This is a genomic window from Duganella sp. 1411 (assembly GCF_017833525.1).
Lineage (GTDB): Bacteria > Pseudomonadota > Gammaproteobacteria > Burkholderiales > Burkholderiaceae_D > Rugamonas.
In genome coordinates, this window is record NZ_JAFICD010000010.1 from 82,166 (window position 1) to 97,241 (window position 15,076).

Here is a 15,076-nt window from a genome sequence, read left to right on the forward strand (position 1 = left end):
GGTTAATTCCCTGACTGGATCGCCGCCATCATGCTTTTGATCTGGGCGTTGATCATGGTGACCCCGGCCTCGTAGCGCAGCGCGTTGTCGGCGAACTGGTTGCGCTCGACGTCCATGTCGACCGTGTTGCCGTCGACGGCGCCCTGCACCACGCCGCGGTACAGCAGCGGCGTGCCGTCCTCCATCGTGGTGCCGTTTTGCTGAGGGTTGGGGAAATGCTTGCCGGCCGTGGTCTTGAGCGTGGCGGCCGCGCTCGGGCTGGCCTTGTCCATGGCCGCCTTCAGGGCGCTGCCGAAATCGACGTCGCGGGCCTTGTAGTTGGGCGTGTCGGCGTTGGCGATGTTCGATGCCAGGACCGTCTGCCGCTGCGAGCGCAGGCTCAGAGCGGCTTCGTTGAAGCGCATGTAATCGTCGAGTTTACCAAGCATGACAACCTCCGGATACCGCCCAAACAGTGGACGAACTTGTTATGACAGGATTCATCATACGGAGTTGCCTGAGTGAACCATCGACGGAGAAGCACCCGCTTTTCCGCGCTATTCAAGGTTTCAAGCGCGGCCCGGCGGACTATCATGGCAACATTGAAGGGGAAACCTACGCCATGACACCACGCCTTACACCATCCGCCCTGCGGCTCGCCGCCACCGCCCTGTTGTCCTTGGCGGCAAGCGCCGCCCACGCCCAGCAGAATCAGCCGGCCCAGCAGGCCCAGCAGGCCCAGCGCCCGGCCGCCTACCACGACCGCGCCGCCCTCAAGCGCACCGTCGAGGAATTCCTGCAGGTGCAGACCGGCGGCCTGCCGGGCCAGGTGACGGTCGCCGTGGGCGCCATCGACCCGCGCATGAGCCTGGCACCCTGCCCCGCTCCGCAAGCCTTCTTCATGCCCGGCGCCCGCGCCTGGGGCAAGACCACGGTCGGCGTGCGTTGTGCGACACCGGCCGCGTGGACGGTATATATTCAAGCCAGCGTGACCGTCATCGGCGAGTACGTCGCCAGCGCCGCGCCGTTGGCGCAGGGCCAGACCATCGAGGCCGGCCAGCTGGTGATGCTCAAGGGCGATTTGACAATGTTGCCGGCCGGTATAGCGACCGACATCAACCAGGTGGTCGGGCGCAGCAGCAACAGTTCGCTGCCGCCCGGCACGCCGATGCGCGTCGACACCTTGCGCATCAAGCCGGTGGTGCAATCGGGCCAGCTGGTGCGGCTGGTGTCGAGCGGCGCCGGCTTCAGCGTGTCGGCCGAGGCGCGCGCGATGGGCACGGCCGGCGACGGCCAGGTGGTGCAGGTGAAAACTTCCGGTGGGCAACAAATCACCGGGATCGCCAAGGCGGGCGGGCTGGTGGAGGTGGCGTTTTGAAGGTGGCGTTTTGCACAAACGCGGGGTTCTGATGACAAGCGAGGCTAAAGTTTTACCAGCGGGCGTCGTTAATGACTCAGATCCCGGGGTTTTAGGCCCCACCCAGAGAAGGATGATGCTGTGAAAATCAACGATACATTAAAGAACACGACCGGCCTGCCGGCGTCGAACGCGGCCCCCGCCGCGACCGCGCGCGGGACCGACAAGGCGGCGCCGGCACCGACCGCCACCAGTTCGGAAAGTGTGCGTCTGTCGCCCCAGGGCCAGGCGATGGCGGCCAGCGCGGCCGGCGGCGCCAGCGGCGTGTTCGACACCAAAAAGGTCGAGCGCATCAAGCTGGCGATCGCCGACGGCCAGTTCCAGGTCAACTCGGAAAAAGTGGCGGACGGCCTGCTCGACACGGTCAAAGATCTGCTGCACTCACGAAAACGATAGGATTTATCATGTCAACCGTCACCCCGCTCGACAACCTGCGCGAAGAAGAGCAGATCATGGCCGCGCTGCTGGAACTGCTCAAGCAGGAACAGCAGCTGCTGGTGACGGCGGACATCGACGGCCTGCCGGCCGTCACGTCGAAGAAGACGGCGCTCATCGCACAGATGACCTTGCTGTCGGCGCAGCGCCACCGCGCGCTGGGCAAGGCCGGTTTCCCGGCCGAGGAAGCGGGCATGGAGGCGTGGATCGCCGCCGGCGCCGACCAGCACATCGCGCAATCGTGGAAGCTGCTGCTCGAGCACACGCGCGAAGCCAAGGAGCTCAACCGCGTCAACGGCATGCTGATCAACAAGCAGATGGGCCACACGCAGGGCGCGCTGCAGGCGTTGCAGCCGCTGTCGTCGGGCGCCAACAATTTCTACAGCGCCAGCGGGATGTCGAGCACGATCCCGCGCAGCCGCGGCTTCCTGGCCGGCTGAGAACGCCCTTAAATCCCGATTTTTCGTACAACACGTAATCATGCGCCATCGACGGCGCATGCATGGCGGATTACGCTACGCTAATCCGCCCTACGTGTTTTAGATAGGATCTTGTTACCGCGCCGGAATCGGCGCCGTGGTCGGCAATTCCGTGACCGTGTCGGGGATGCCCGACAGGATGGTGACGGCCACGCGGCGGTTGCGCGCGCGCCCGATCGGGGTGTCGTTCGGCGCCACCGGCACGTTGGAGCTGAAACCGACGGCCGTCAGCCGCTGCGGCGCCACGCCGGCGTCGATGAACAGGCGCACCACGCTGCTGGCGCGCACCGCCGACAATTCCCAGTTCGATGGATACAGCGCGGTGCTGATCGGCAGATTGTCGGTGTGGCCCTCGACCTGCACATTGTGGCTGTCGTCCTTGAGCAGCGCGGCGACCGCGCGCAACGCCTCGACCGATTCGGCCGTCAGGCGCGCCTCGGCCGGATCGAACAGCACGCTGGCGTTGATCTCGACGCTGACGCCGCGGCTGTTCTGCGTCACCCGCACCTTGCCCTCCTTGACCAGCGGCGCCAACGTCGACAGCAGATCCTGCGCCAGCTTGGTCATCTGCTCCTTTTCCTTGCGCAGCAACTCGGTGCGGCGCTTCAGGCCGGGATTGGGAATCGGCAGGTTCTGCACCTGGGTGTTAATCGGTTCGGCCGCCCCGGCGCCGCCGAAGGCGTCGCCCAAGGCGTCGGAAAACACCTTGTACTTGCCGATATTGACCGACGAGATGGCGTACATCACGACGAAGAACGCGAACAGCAAGGTGATGAAGTCGGAATAGGAAATCAACCATCGCTCGTGGTTCTCCACCTCGTCGTCGAACTTCCTGCGCGCGCGCCGGTACTGGTACTGCATGTCAGTGCTCCCGCAGCAGCGTGGCGATGCGCTCGTCGATGACGCGCGTGTGGTCGCCGGTGGCGATGTCGTAGAACACGGCGGCGGCGATCTCCTGCTGGTGCACGGCCTGCGTGACGATGGCCTTGAGTTTGTTGGCGACCGGGTAGAAGAACAGGTTGGCCAGCCCGACGCCGTAAATGGTCGACACGAAGGCGACGGCGATGCCGGCCCCCAGCTTGCTCGGATCGGTGAGGTTCTCCATCACGTGGATCAGGCCCAGCACCGCGCCCAGGATGCCGATCGTCGGCGAGTAGCCGGCCGCCGATTCCCAGATCCGCACCGCCTGGCGCTCCTCGGTTTCGTAGGCGGTGATCTCGGTGTCGAGCAGCTGGCGCAGCTTGTCGGGATTGATGCCGTCGACGATCAGGCGCAAGCCCTTGGTGTTGAATTTATCCTTGGACGAGAGCATGTAGCGCTCCAGCGACAGCAGGCCGTCGCGCCGCGCCGCCAGGTTCCAGGCGTTGATGTCGCGCGCCAGCGCCGCGCGCGTGTCCTTGGGCGGCGCGAACACCAGCCGCAGCATCCGCACGCCGCGCACGAAGGTGCGGAAGCGGGTCTGCAACAGCACCGCGCCGAAGGTGCCGATGACAACAATCGCGAAGGCGGCCGGCTGCAGCAGCGACGCGATCTTGCCGCCCTCGAGGCTTTGGCCGACGACGATGCCGGCCAGCGCCAGCAGCACCCCGATTACGCTGGCCCAGTCCACGACTTCTCCCGGAGTGAGGCGCGCAGGCGCGCCACGGCCTGCGTATGCAATTGCGATACGCGCGATTCCGACACGCCCATGACGGCGCCGATTTCTTTCAAGTTGAGCTCCTCTTCATAGTACAACCCCATCAGGATTTTCTCGCGCGGCGGCAGCGCGTCGATGGCGTCGATCACGGCCTGGCGGAAGTCGCCGTCGAGCAGCGAGCGCAATGGATCGCTCTCCTCGTCCGAGCAGTAGCGGTCGAGGAAGCTGTCGTTGCCGTCGTCGTCGTGGAAATCCTCGTAGTACACCAGCTGGTGGCCGCCGCCGTCGGACAGCATCTCCTGGTAGTCGGCCAGCGACAGCTTGAGCATCTTGGCCACCTCCGACTCGGTCGGCGGATGGCCCAGGCGCTGCTGCAGCGTGCTCATCGCCGTTTCGATCTTGCGCATGTTCTGGCGCATCGAGCGCGGCAGCCAGTCGCTGTTGCGCAGTTCGTCGAGCATGGCGCCGCGGATGCGCAGCACGGCATAGGTCTCGAACTGGGCGCCATGGGTTTCCTCGTAGCGGCTGATGGCGTCGAGCAGGCCGATCATCCCGGCTTGCACCAGATCGTCGACTTCGACGCTGGGCGGCAGTTTCGCCTTCATGTGATGGGCAAGGCGCTTGACCAACGGCATATGCTCCGTCAGCAAAGAATTCTTGTCCGCTTTCCCTTTGACCGTGTACATAGCCTGATGTTTGTATTCTTATTGATAGTGCATTGATAGTTAGCTATGCGCCAAGATCGCCACCGCTCCCCCGCTCACAACGAGCGCGCCACCGACGGCGTGCCGGCCATCGCGAAGCGTCCCGCCAGCTGGCGGAACGCGACCGAGGCGCCGGCCAGCGGGAAGGCGTCGACCACCGCCCGCCCCAGGCGCGCGGCGCGCTGCAGATATTCGTCGGCCGGCACCGATCCCATCGAGACCAGGTTCACGGCCAGATAACGGCTAGCCGCCTGTGCCATATTATCGTATACCACTTTTGCCTCGGATTCGGAAGCCCCGGTGACCAGAATCCCGAACGGGCGCCGTCCCAGCTCCTGGTTCAGGCGCTTGATCATGCTGTAGGCGGCCTTGATCGAGGTGGCGCTGTTGGACACCTGCACCACGATCTCGGAACTGGCCATGACCGGCACCGGGAAAGCCTCGCCGTCGAATTCGCCGTCGACGATGACGATGCCGGTCTGCTTGACCAGCACGTCGAAGGCCTTGGCCAGGCGGCGCGTTTCGTCCGGGCCGCTGCGCGCGGCGCCGCGTGTCATCGACGCCACAGCGAAACCCTGCGGTACCTGGTGGATGACCTGGTTGAGCGCGCACTCCTGGCGCGCCACGTTGAGCAGGCTGGCGCCGCCGTCGACGCCGAGGCGCGTGGCCACGCCGTGCGCGCTGGCGCAGGCGTCCATGATCAACACGTCGTTGCCGGCGCGCGCCAGCGAGGCGCCCAGGTTGACCAGCATGGCGCCCTTGTCGTCCTGCGGCGTGGCCGACAGGAAGGTGACGATGCGGGGCTTGGGCCCCGCCAGCATGCGGCGCAGTCCCTCCGCCTGGTCGAAATCGAAATTAGCCAAGGTGCACCTCGCGCATCGACAGGTCGTTGCCCGCGTTCGACATCAGCATCGGCAGCTCCGCGTCCAGGTATTGGGTGTTGACGACCTCGCGTTTCAATTTGAAAGCGCGGTCGATCAGGTAGGCCGGATCGGCCAGGTGCAGGTCTTCCGGCACCCGCTGGCCGTTCGAGACGTAGAACAGATTGAGCTTCTGGCGGATGACGACGTCGAGCACGTTGCCGATCGCGGCCGCCTCGTCGAGCTTGGTCATGATGCAGCCGGCCAGGCCGCTGCCCTGGTAGGCGCGCACCACTTCGTTGAGCGTCTCCTGGGTCGCGGTGGCGTTCAGGCACAGCAGCCGCTTGACGTGGGCGCCGGCGCCCTGCAGCATCGACACCTGTTCGGTCACCATCTGGTCGCGCTGGCTCACGCCGACGGTGTCGATCAACACCGTGTGCTTGTTGCGCAGCTCCTTGAGGGCGATGCGCAGGTCGGCCTCGTCCTTCACCGAGTGCACCATCACGCCGAGGATCTTGCCGTAGATGCGCAGCTGCTCGTGGGCGCCGATGCGGTAGGCGTCGGTGGTGATCAAGGCCAGCTTGTCGGGGCCGTGGCGCATCACGCAGCGCGCGGCCAGCTTGGCGGTGCTGGTGGTCTTGCCGACGCCGGTCGGGCCGACCAGCGCGAACACGCCGCCCTGGTCGATCAGCGCGTCCTCGTTGGCCATCGTCGACAGGTTGCGGGTCAGGACGGTTTTAATCCAGCGCATGCTGTCGGCGGCGTCGCGGTCGGCCGGCAGTTTGTCGATCAGGTAGCGCGCCAGGCTGGCCGAGAAGCCGGCGGCCAGCATTTCGCGCAGCACGGCCGCCTTCTGCGGCTCGCGCGCCTGGGTGCTGCCCCAGGCGATTTCGGCCAATTGGGTTTCCATCATGCCGCGCATGGCGCGGATTTCGCTCATCATGACTTGCATCTCGGCGGCGGCGTTCTGCTTGGCGCTGGCGACGGCCGTGGCGACCATCGCGGTGATCTGGTCGACGTCGAGCGCCGGCGCCCGCGGCGGCTGCGCCGCCGGGGCCGGCGCGGCGGCGGCGGTCTTGCTGGCGTAGGACGACGGCGAGGCGACCACGCGGCGCACCGGTTGCGCGGGCATCTCGGCGGCCATGTGGTCAAAGCGCGGCTCCAGGCGCTGCTCGGCGCGGCCGTGCGGCAGGTTCAGGTCGAGCGACGGCATCGGCTCGGCCATCGGCGAATGCGGCGCCGGCGACGACAGCGACGCGGCGTCGTCGTTGGCCAGCGCGAGGATTTCGACGCCACCGTCGGACTGGCGGTTCGACAGGATCACGGCGTCCGGCCCGAGCGCTTCGCGCACCTTGCGCAACGCCTCGCGCGACGTCGGCGCGGTAAATTTTTTCACGTTCATGGCCGGCTCCCCAGGGACTGGGTGGCGCGTGGTTGCGAGGTAGGTTTGGCCATCATCGACTCCTGTAGCTTGAGTAGCGCGCCTGCCGGACGAGACGCTTTTCTACTCGGACAGTGCCATTATTGACGATGCACTCAGGAAACGATCCGCCGAACAAGCGCGGAAAGGGGCCGCATTTCCCCCCGGCCGGGAAGCTTGTCTATTTTTCAGCAAATACCTCCCATAGGCTACCGGCGCCAGGACTTCTTTTTATCCATTCGCCGAGCCGTTCAACGGTTGCCGCCGCCAGCAGCTCCCGAACCGACTCATCCAGTTCGCCAAAACGCTGGCTTAACAATAACGCCAACACTTCCTCCATCGCCTCCCGCCGTCCTTCCTGCAGCCCCCTCTCCCAACCGATCCGCCTTCCCAGCTCCTCCCCCTTCTTCATGCCGATTTCCATACCGATGCGCTCTATTGAAGACATGTAAGGCATGGTCTTTCTCCTTTCCAAATACAAGATGCCATGACGCAGCCGGGCATCCCATTCCGGTGGTAACGCCATGATCCAATCGATCACGCGATACAGGTTGATGATACGCTGACGATCCCAATCCCGCTCATACAGTAGCTTGGTCAACCGCCACTTGGCGACGTGCCGGCGATGCGCGTCGCCCTTGGTCTTTTGCGTGAGCAAATGCGCCACGGTGACCAGCGCAAACGGGTTGTCCAGCGTCAGCAATTCGTCGACGCGGCCGGCATAATCTTGCAGCTTAACGATAGGAAAATCGATGCGCATCTCGCAGCCGAACAAGCGGTAGGAGAAGGCACACGGCCGCCAGCGCTTGCTGGCATCGGTCAGTAGTGCCAAGCTGGCCACAGGACGCCGGTAGCGATCGTAGACGCGATAGTTGTAGACGAAAATGCGCTCGGCGAAATCGGCATCGTGCCGGCCCTGGACCTCCAGATGGACCAGCACCCACTGCTCGCCGCCCGCCAACGTATGGACGCGCACCAGCTTATCGAGCAGGCGCTTGCCCAGTTCGGCGTCGCGGGTCAGCGCGGCGAATTCCTGGTCGAGGAAATCATGCGGCCGCGACCAGTCGATCGCGGCGTGTGCCACGGGAAAATAGAAGGCCATGAACTCCGGAAAATGGTGCATGACCACTTCCTTCCACGGCGTGTCGAAATCATCATCCATGCGGGCAGTCTAGGCCGCCCGCATGGCCGCGATCGCGAATCGGTCAATCTTGCGCGGTCCGCCCGCCGCTTATTGCTGCCCCACCAGCGCCGTCACCCGGATGGTTTTGGTTTCCGGAATCTCGGCATGCGACAACACCTTCAACTGCGGCAACGCGCGGCGCAGGAAGCGCGACAGCAAGGCGCGCAACGGCCCCGGCACCAGCAGCACCGGCGTCAGCCCCAGCGCCTCCTGCTGCTGCGCGGCCTGCTGGGCCTGCTGGGCGATGGTGTCGGCCAGGCCCGGCTCGATGCCCGCGCCGTCCGGCCCGCTGGCCGCCAGCGCCTGCATCAGCAAGCGTTCCAGACGGTTGTCCAGGGTCATCACCGACAGCTCGGCCGCGCCCGGGAACAATTGCTGCACGATGGCCCGGCCCAGCGCGATGCGCACCAGCGCCGTCAGGTCGTTCGGGTCCTGCGTGTGCACGGCGTGCTCGGCCAGCGTCTCGATCACCGAGCGCATGTCGCGGATGTGCACGCCTTCCATCAGCAGGTTCTGCAGCACCTTCTGCAGGGTCGACAGCGACACCAGCTTCGGCACCAGGTCCTCCACCAGCTTGGGCGCCTCCTTGCCCAGGTGGTCCAGCAGCGCCTGCACCTCGGCGCGGCCCAGCAGCTCGGACGCGTGGGTCGTGATCAGATGGTTCAGGTGGGTCGCCACCACGGTGCCGGCGTCGACCACGGTATAGCCCATGCCCTGCGCCTGGTCGCGCAGGCCGGCGTCGATCCACGTGGCCGGCAGGCCGAAGGCCGGATCGGTGGTGACCAGGCCCTGCAGGGTGCCGCTGGCCATGCCCGGATTGATCGCCAGGAACTGGCCGTTGAAGGCCTCGCCCGAGCCGACCTCGACGCCCTTGAGCGTGATGCGGTAGGCCGACGGCTTGAGCTCGAGGTTGTCGCGGATGTGCACCGGCGGCGCCAGGAAGCCGACCTCCTGCGCGAACTTCTTGCGGATGCCCTTGATGCGCTTGAGCAGCTCGCCGCCCTGGGTCTTGTCGACCAGCGGGATCAGGCGGTAACCGACTTCCAGACCGAGCGTGTCGACCGGCATGATGTCCTGCCAGCTGGCCTCCTCCTGCTCGGGCGCGGCGGCCGGCGCGGCGGCTTCGGCGGCGGCGGCCTCGGCGGCCGCCTCGCCGCCGGCCTTGGCGCGCTTGGTCATCAGGTAGGCCGAGCCGCCCAAAATCGCGGCCAGCAGCAGGAACACCAGGTTCGGCATGCCGGGGATCATGCCCATGCCGCCGATGATGGCGGCGGTGATATACAGCACCTGCGGCTTGGCGAACAGCTGGCCGACCATCTGGGTGCCGATGTCCTGGTCGCTGGCCACGCGCGAGACGACGATACCGGCCGCCACCGAGATGACCAGCGACGGGATCTGCGCCACCAGGCCGTCACCGATGGCCAGCAAGGTGTAGACCTTGATCGCCTCGCCGAACGGCAGGTCGTGCTGGATCACGCCCACCAGCAGGCCACCGACCACGTTGATCACGGTGACCATGATGCCGGCGACGGCGTCGCCGCGCACATACTTACTGGCGCCGTCCATCGCGCCGTAGAATTCGGCTTCCTGCGCCACTTCGCTGCGGCGCTTGCGGGCCTCGGCCTCGCCGATCAGGCCGGCGTTGAGGTCGGCGTCGATCGCCATCTGCTTGCCCGGCATCGCGTCGAGCGCGAAACGCGCGCCCACTTCGGCGATGCGGCCGGCGCCCTTGGTCACGACGGTGAAGTTAATGATGGTCAAGATGATAAACACCACCAGGCCGACCGTGTAGTTACCGCCGATCAGGAAGTGGCCGAACGCCTCGATCACCTTGCCGGCGGCGTCGGCGCCGGTGTGGCCCTCGGTCAGCACCACGCGGGTCGAGGCCACGTTCAGCGACAGCCGCAGCATGGTCGACACCAGCAGGATGGTCGGGAAGGCCATGAAGTCGAGCGGCTTGACCGTGTACAGGCTGGTCAGCAGCACGATCACGGCCAGCGCGATATTAAAGCTGAAGAAGATGTCGAGCACGAACGCCGGCAACGGCAGCACCATCATCCCCAGCAGCATCACGATCAGGATCGGCGCGGCCAGGCTGGACTTGTTTTTGCTGTTGGCGAGGCCCTGCAGCCATGGCGGCAGGTTAATGTTGCTCAGTGCGTTCATGCGGATGCTCCGTTATTCAAATCGGGTTGCTTGCCATGCTTGGGAATGAAGGCCGGGTTCAGCGGATCGAGCTCGGGCGGCACGTCCAGCGTCTTCGGCACGTCCGGACGGTTGCCGCCGCCCTTGCTGAACAGGCGCAGCTGGAACACATAGGCCAGCACCTCGGCCACGGCCGCGTACAGCGCCTCCGGAATCTCGTCGCCGATCTCGGTGTGCTGGTACAGCGCGCGCGCCAGCGCCGGCGCCTCCAGCAGCGTCACCTTGCTGTCCTTGGCGATCTCGCGGATCTTGGCGGCCACCTCTTCGGTGCCCTTGGCCACCACCTTCGGCGCGCCGCGCATGCCGTCGCTGTACTTGAGCGCCACCGCGTAGTGGGTCGGATTGGTCACCACCACGTCGGCGGTCGGCACGTCGGCCATCATGCGGCGCTTGGCCATCTCGCGCTGCAACTGGCGGATCTTGGCCTTGATTTGCGGATTGCCGTCGGACTCCTTCGATTCCTGGATCATCTCCTGGCGCGTCATCTTCAGCTTGTTAGCGTAATGCCACATCTGGTAGGGGCCGTCGATGGCGGCGATCAGGCCCAGCGCGCCGACGATGAACAGGAAGCTGCTGCCGAGGATGTGGAGCATGTGCGCGCTGCCCAGCTTGAGCGGCTCGACGGCCAGGCCGATGACGGCGTCCTTTTGCTTCATCACCACCATGTAGGCGACCACGCCAACCACCAGCGCCTTGGCGATGGCCTTGAACAGTTCGACCAGGGAATTCTTGGAGAACATGTTGCCGATGCCGTTGATGGGATTGAGCTTGCTGAACTTGGGCAGGAAGGCCTTGCCGCTGAACAGCCAGCCGCCCACCAGCAGCGGCGAGGCCAGCGCCACCACCATCACCGCCACGGCCAGCGGCAGGCAGGCGACCATCACCCGGGCGACGTCGACCAGGATGCGGTTGAGCAGCACGTCGGCATTGAAGATTTGCTCCTGGTCCAAGGTCAGGCCGGACACCAGGGCGGAATTGAGTTGCCGTATCAGGCCGTCGCCGGTCATCCACAGGCCGGCGCCGGCGGCCATCAACACGGTGAACGTGGCCACTTCCCGCGATCGGGGAACGTCGCCTTCCTCGCGCGCCTGCTCGAGGCGCTTCGCTGACGCCGGTTCGGTCTTTTCTGCGTCGCTATCTTCTGACATGGTCGGTCTGCCGCGGGGTTCATTTCGATGTTGCCATTATCGAATGCGGGGCGGCCCGACCATCGGTCGAATACGGCGGTGTTTCAGTGCTTGCTCACTGATTCCACACGGCAATTACCGAAACGCCTACAGTGTCTTTTGCGTCACTTTTTGCTCGATGGCGCCGAACACCGACTTGCCGTCGGCGTTGAGCATCTCGATGCGGATGGTGTCGCCGAAGGCCATGAATGGCGTGACCGGCTCGCCGCCGGCGAGCGTTTCCAGCGCGCGCAGGCCGGCGATGCAGGAAGAGCCCCGCTTGGCGTGCTTGTTGGACACCGCGCCCGAACCGACGATGGTCCCGGCGCGCACAGTGCGCGTGGCCGCCAGATGGGCGATCAATTGGGGGAAGTTGAACACCATGTCGACGCCGGCGTGCGGCTGGCCGACCAGCTTGCCGTTCCACGTCGAGCGCAGCGGCAGGTGCACCTTGCCGCCCTTCCAGGCGTCGTCGAGCTCGTCCGGGGTGACCGCCACCGGCGAAAAGCTGGCGCCCGGCTTGCTTTGCAAAAATCCGCCGCCCATGGCCAGTTCGTCCGGCATCAAATTGCGCAACGACACATCGTTGGCCAGCACCAGCAGCCGGATGCGCTGGTGCGCCTGGTCCGGCGTCGCGCCCATGGGCACATCGTCGGTGATCACGGCCACTTCCGCCTCGAAATCGATGCCCCACTGCTCATGCAACAGCGCGATGTCGTCGGCCGGGCCGCGCAGCTCGTCGCTGCCGGCCTGGCACATCAGCGGCGCGTCCCAGAACGACGCCGGCGTTTCGGCGCCGCGCGCCTTGCGCATCAGCTCGACATGATGGACGTAGGCCGCGCCGGCGACCCGCTGGAAGGCGCGCGGCAGCGGCGCCATGCAGTTGGCCGGCTCGAAATCGAAGACGCGGCGCGCGCGCCCTTGGTTCAGGTCCTGGTAGATCGCCTCCAGCTGCGGCGCGATGAAGCTCCAGTCGTCGAGCGCGCGCTGCAGGCTGCGCGCCACGCCGTCGGCCAGCTGCGCCGTCTTCAGGTCGCGCGAGACGACGGCCAGCTGGCCGTCGCGGGTGCCGTCGTCGAGCGTGGCCAGCTTCATTGCGCGGCGGCCGGGGCCAGCAGGGCCAGTTGCTCGGGCGTCAGATAGCACCACTCGCCCTCGGCGATGCCCAGCGACTCCAGCGTCAGGCCGCCGATGGCCGACCGGTGCAGCGCGCTGCAATGGTTGCCGGCGGCGGCCAGCATGCGCTTGACCTGGTGGTATTTGCCCTGCTCGAGCACGATTTCCAGCAGGTGCTCGCCGCGCGGGACGCAGGTCTGCGCCGCCAGCGGCGCCGGTTCGTCGTGCAATTGCACACCGGACAACAACTGCGCCACCAGCGCGTCGGTGACCGGCTCTTGCGTGGTGGCCCGGTAAATCTTGGGCACGTGCCGCTTCGGCGACGATTGCGCGTGGATGAAGGGGCCATCGTCGGACATCAGCAGCATGCCGGTGGTGTCGTGGTCGAGCCGGCCGACCGGCTGCACGTCGCGCCAGGTGAATTGCTCGGGCAGCAAGGTCAGCACGCCGGGGTGGTGGCTGGGCTTGCGCGAGCATTCGAAATTGGCCGGTTTATGCAGCGCGATATACAGATGCTCCCGATAGACCCACTCCTCGTCGAAGATGGTCAACACCAGGCCATCGGTCTCGATCGGGGTCTTGTAGTCATCGTGCACAACGCCGTTGATGCGCACTTCGCCATCCTCGACGAGGGAGCGGCAGTACTTGCGGGTGCCATAACCCTGCGATTGCAGGATGCGGTCCAAGGATAATTTACTCATGGGCCGGATTTTACAGGATGCGCCGGATAGCGGGAAGGCAGGCGGAAAGGTAGCGTCGGCGCCACATGGCAATGTCCTGGACACTCCATTTTATTGATCCACATCAAGTGCCACGGAGATTGAATTGGTAGACTCGAAACTCATTAGGAATCCGCCTAATGGACTAGGAAATACTCAGCAGGACGACACCATGACTACCGTACTCACCGTGAACGCCGCGGCGCAAGAACAGGCCGCCATGCACCGCACCGAATTACTGCTGGCCCGCTGCCGCAACTGCCCCCCTCCGCGCGCCCCGATGGCGGCCCCGCAGAGCCTTTGGCACGAGCAGCGCCAGGCCCACTTCCTCGCCTGGCTCGACGCCGGCGGCTTCGCGCTGCTCACCCAGGACCGCCAGGACCAGGAGCAGGCCGATCCGGATCCGGCCACGCCGCGCCCAATAGAAAACAGCGGCATTGCGCCGCTGTTTTCAGTCCCATGAAGGGACTCTGACGAGGAATCGAAATTCTCTCAAATCCGCATCCACGATGCGGCTTAAAGTAGTTCAATCGCACTGCAAGATCTGCTGACAACGAGATAAACTGTTTATATCGGCCTCCCTTGGAAAGAACTACCCCCTTACTATAGTCCACCGAGTCGGATATGCAAGCTGAAATAAGACCGTATTGTTAATGTTTATCGGCGCGGCGGCCACACCACCGCCGCGCCTACCGGCCCGCCCCGCCTATCCCCATGGAAGCGGGCCCATGGAGCCTAACGCAAGCTGGGCTTGACGGTCTCGACCGCCGATTTCATCGCCCCCGCGCCCATCGCCGCGCCGAACTTCTTCAGCACGCGCTCGGGCAGGCCCTCGTGCTGGGTATAGTCGACGATGTCCTCGGCCCGGATGACGTCGCGCGCGACGCTGTCGACGGTGCCGAGCGCGTCGGCCAGGCCCATGTCGATCGACTTGGCGCCGGTCCAGAACAGGCCGGAGAACATCTCCGGGCTTTCCTTGAGGCGCTTGCCGCGGCCGGCGCGCACCACCTGGATGAACTGCTGGTGGATCTCGTCGAGCATCGCCTGCGCATATTGGCGGTGCTTGTCGGTCAGCGGCGTGAACGGGTCCATGAAGCCCTTGTTCTCGCCGGCCGTCAGCAAGCGGCGCTCGACGCCGACCTTCTCCATGAAGCCGGTGAAGCCGAAACCGTCCATCAGCACGCCGATCGAGCCGACGATACTGGCCTTGTTGACATAGATGCGGTCGGCGCCGGCGGCGATGTAATAGCAGCCGGAGGCGCAGATCTCGTCGACCACCACGTACAGCGGCTTGCCCGGATAGCCTTTGCGCAGGCGGTTCATCTCATCGACGATCATGCCGGCCTGGACCGGGCTGCCGCCGGGGCTGTTGATGTGCATGACGACCGCCACCGAGCCGGCGTCGGAAAACGCCTTGTTCAGCGCCGGGATCACCACCGAGGCGGCGCCGCTGCCCTCCGATTCGATGGCGCCGTCGATTTCGATCAGCGCGGTGTGGCGGCCCAGCGTCTCCTCCGAGCCGGTCCAGCTGAAATCGAAATAGCTGCCGAGCGCGACGACAATCACCAGCAAGGTGGCGAACTTGAAGAAGATGCCCCAGCGGCGCGCCAGTTTTTGCTCCTTCAACGTGGCGAACACGAGCTTTTCGAGCACCTCGCGCTCCCAGCTCGAGGCGGGCACGGTCGATGCGGCCGGCTGCGCCGGCGTCGGAGGGGTGTGGGGGCTGCTGCCACCGGTGTCGAGGTTGTCGCTCATGG

Annotated in this window: 16 protein-coding genes; 4 read left to right on the forward strand and 12 right to left on the reverse strand. The window is 65.5% G+C overall.

Going from position 1 to position 15,076, the window contains the following annotated elements; genetic code table 11:
• Window positions 1-2: 2 nt before the first annotated feature.
• On the reverse strand, window positions 3-428 hold the full coding sequence (gene flgB / locus JOD97_RS30730) for a flagellar basal body rod protein FlgB (RefSeq protein ID WP_209726610.1): 426 nt from the start codon (window positions 426-428) through the stop codon (window positions 3-5).
• A 173-nt stretch (window positions 429-601) separates the two neighbouring features.
• Here flgB and flgA point away from each other — a divergent pair, with 173 nt between their 5' ends.
• From flgA to JOD97_RS30745, 3 genes are all read left to right on the forward strand, one after another.
• Entirely contained in the window at window positions 602-1,357 is a 756-nt protein-coding gene (flgA, locus tag JOD97_RS30735; protein ID WP_209726611.1) for a flagellar basal body P-ring formation chaperone FlgA, read from the forward strand.
• A 120-nt stretch (window positions 1,358-1,477) separates the two neighbouring features.
• Window positions 1,478-1,792 (forward strand): flagellar biosynthesis anti-sigma factor FlgM, encoded by a 315-nt coding sequence (flgM, locus tag JOD97_RS30740; RefSeq protein ID WP_209726612.1) that lies wholly within the window; start codon window positions 1,478-1,480, stop codon window positions 1,790-1,792.
• Between the two features lie 8 nt (window positions 1,793-1,800).
• Window positions 1,801-2,271 (forward strand): flagella synthesis protein FlgN, encoded by a 471-nt coding sequence (locus JOD97_RS30745; RefSeq protein WP_209726613.1) that lies wholly within the window; start codon window positions 1,801-1,803, stop codon window positions 2,269-2,271.
• A gap of 114 nt (window positions 2,272-2,385) precedes the next feature.
• Here the strand turns inward: JOD97_RS30745 and motD are convergent, their stop codons facing one another.
• From motD to JOD97_RS30795, 10 genes are all read right to left on the reverse strand, one after another.
• On the reverse strand, window positions 2,386-3,171 hold the full coding sequence (gene motD / locus JOD97_RS30750) for a flagellar motor protein MotD (RefSeq protein ID WP_209726614.1): 786 nt from the start codon (window positions 3,169-3,171) through the stop codon (window positions 2,386-2,388).
• Window position 3,172: 1 nt separating this feature from the next.
• Entirely contained in the window at window positions 3,173-3,919 is a 747-nt protein-coding gene (locus tag JOD97_RS30755; protein ID WP_209726615.1) for a flagellar motor protein, read from the reverse strand.
• Window positions 3,901-4,632 (reverse strand): RNA polymerase sigma factor FliA, encoded by a 732-nt coding sequence (locus JOD97_RS30760; RefSeq protein ID WP_209726616.1) that lies wholly within the window; start codon window positions 4,630-4,632, stop codon window positions 3,901-3,903. Before JOD97_RS30760 ends, JOD97_RS30755 begins: the two co-directional genes overlap by 19 nt.
• Before the next feature lie 74 nt (window positions 4,633-4,706).
• Window positions 4,707-5,513, reverse strand: coding sequence for an antiactivator of flagellar biosynthesis FleN protein (locus JOD97_RS30765; protein ID WP_209726617.1), 807 nt, complete (start codon window positions 5,511-5,513; stop codon window positions 4,707-4,709).
• Window positions 5,506-6,912 carry a flagellar biosynthesis protein FlhF gene (gene flhF, locus JOD97_RS30770; RefSeq protein ID WP_209726618.1) on the reverse strand — a complete coding sequence of 469 codons (1,407 nt, stop codon included), beginning with the start codon at window positions 6,910-6,912 and terminating at the stop codon, window positions 5,506-5,508. The genes JOD97_RS30765 and flhF overlap by 8 nt, the downstream gene beginning before the upstream one ends.
• Window positions 6,913-7,111: 199 nt before the next feature.
• On the reverse strand, window positions 7,112-8,092 hold the full coding sequence (locus tag JOD97_RS30775) for a transposase (protein WP_229264850.1): 981 nt from the start codon (window positions 8,090-8,092) through the stop codon (window positions 7,112-7,114).
• A 69-nt stretch (window positions 8,093-8,161) separates the two neighbouring features.
• Complete coding sequence (gene flhA, locus JOD97_RS30780) at window positions 8,162-10,279, reverse strand: flagellar biosynthesis protein FlhA (RefSeq protein ID WP_209726619.1); 2,118 nt, start codon at window positions 10,277-10,279, stop codon at window positions 8,162-8,164.
• Window positions 10,276-11,466: a flagellar biosynthesis protein FlhB gene (gene flhB / locus JOD97_RS30785; protein WP_209726620.1), complete on the reverse strand. Its 1,191-nt coding sequence runs from the start codon at window positions 11,464-11,466 to the stop codon at window positions 10,276-10,278. Before flhB ends, flhA begins: the two co-directional genes overlap by 4 nt.
• 126 nt (window positions 11,467-11,592) lie before the next feature.
• The gene (locus JOD97_RS30790) at window positions 11,593-12,579 is read right to left on the reverse strand and encodes a fumarylacetoacetate hydrolase family protein (protein ID WP_209726621.1); all 987 of its coding nucleotides are present in this window, start codon (window positions 12,577-12,579) and stop codon (window positions 11,593-11,595) included.
• A complete protein-coding gene (locus JOD97_RS30795) occupies window positions 12,576-13,301 on the reverse strand; it encodes a pseudouridine synthase (RefSeq protein WP_209726622.1) in 726 nt (241 codons plus the stop codon). The genes JOD97_RS30790 and JOD97_RS30795 overlap by 4 nt, the downstream gene beginning before the upstream one ends.
• 190 nt (window positions 13,302-13,491) lie before the next feature.
• Here JOD97_RS30795 and JOD97_RS30800 point away from each other — a divergent pair, with 190 nt between their 5' ends.
• Window positions 13,492-13,782 carry a hypothetical protein gene (locus tag JOD97_RS30800; protein WP_209726623.1) on the forward strand — a complete coding sequence of 97 codons (291 nt, stop codon included), beginning with the start codon at window positions 13,492-13,494 and terminating at the stop codon, window positions 13,780-13,782.
• 272 nt (window positions 13,783-14,054) lie between these two features.
• On the opposite strand, the gene JOD97_RS30805 is transcribed toward JOD97_RS30800, so the two are convergent.
• Window positions 14,055-15,074 (reverse strand): S49 family peptidase, encoded by a 1,020-nt coding sequence (locus JOD97_RS30805; protein WP_209726624.1) that lies wholly within the window; start codon window positions 15,072-15,074, stop codon window positions 14,055-14,057.
• Between the last annotated feature and the right edge of the window lie 2 nt (window positions 15,075-15,076).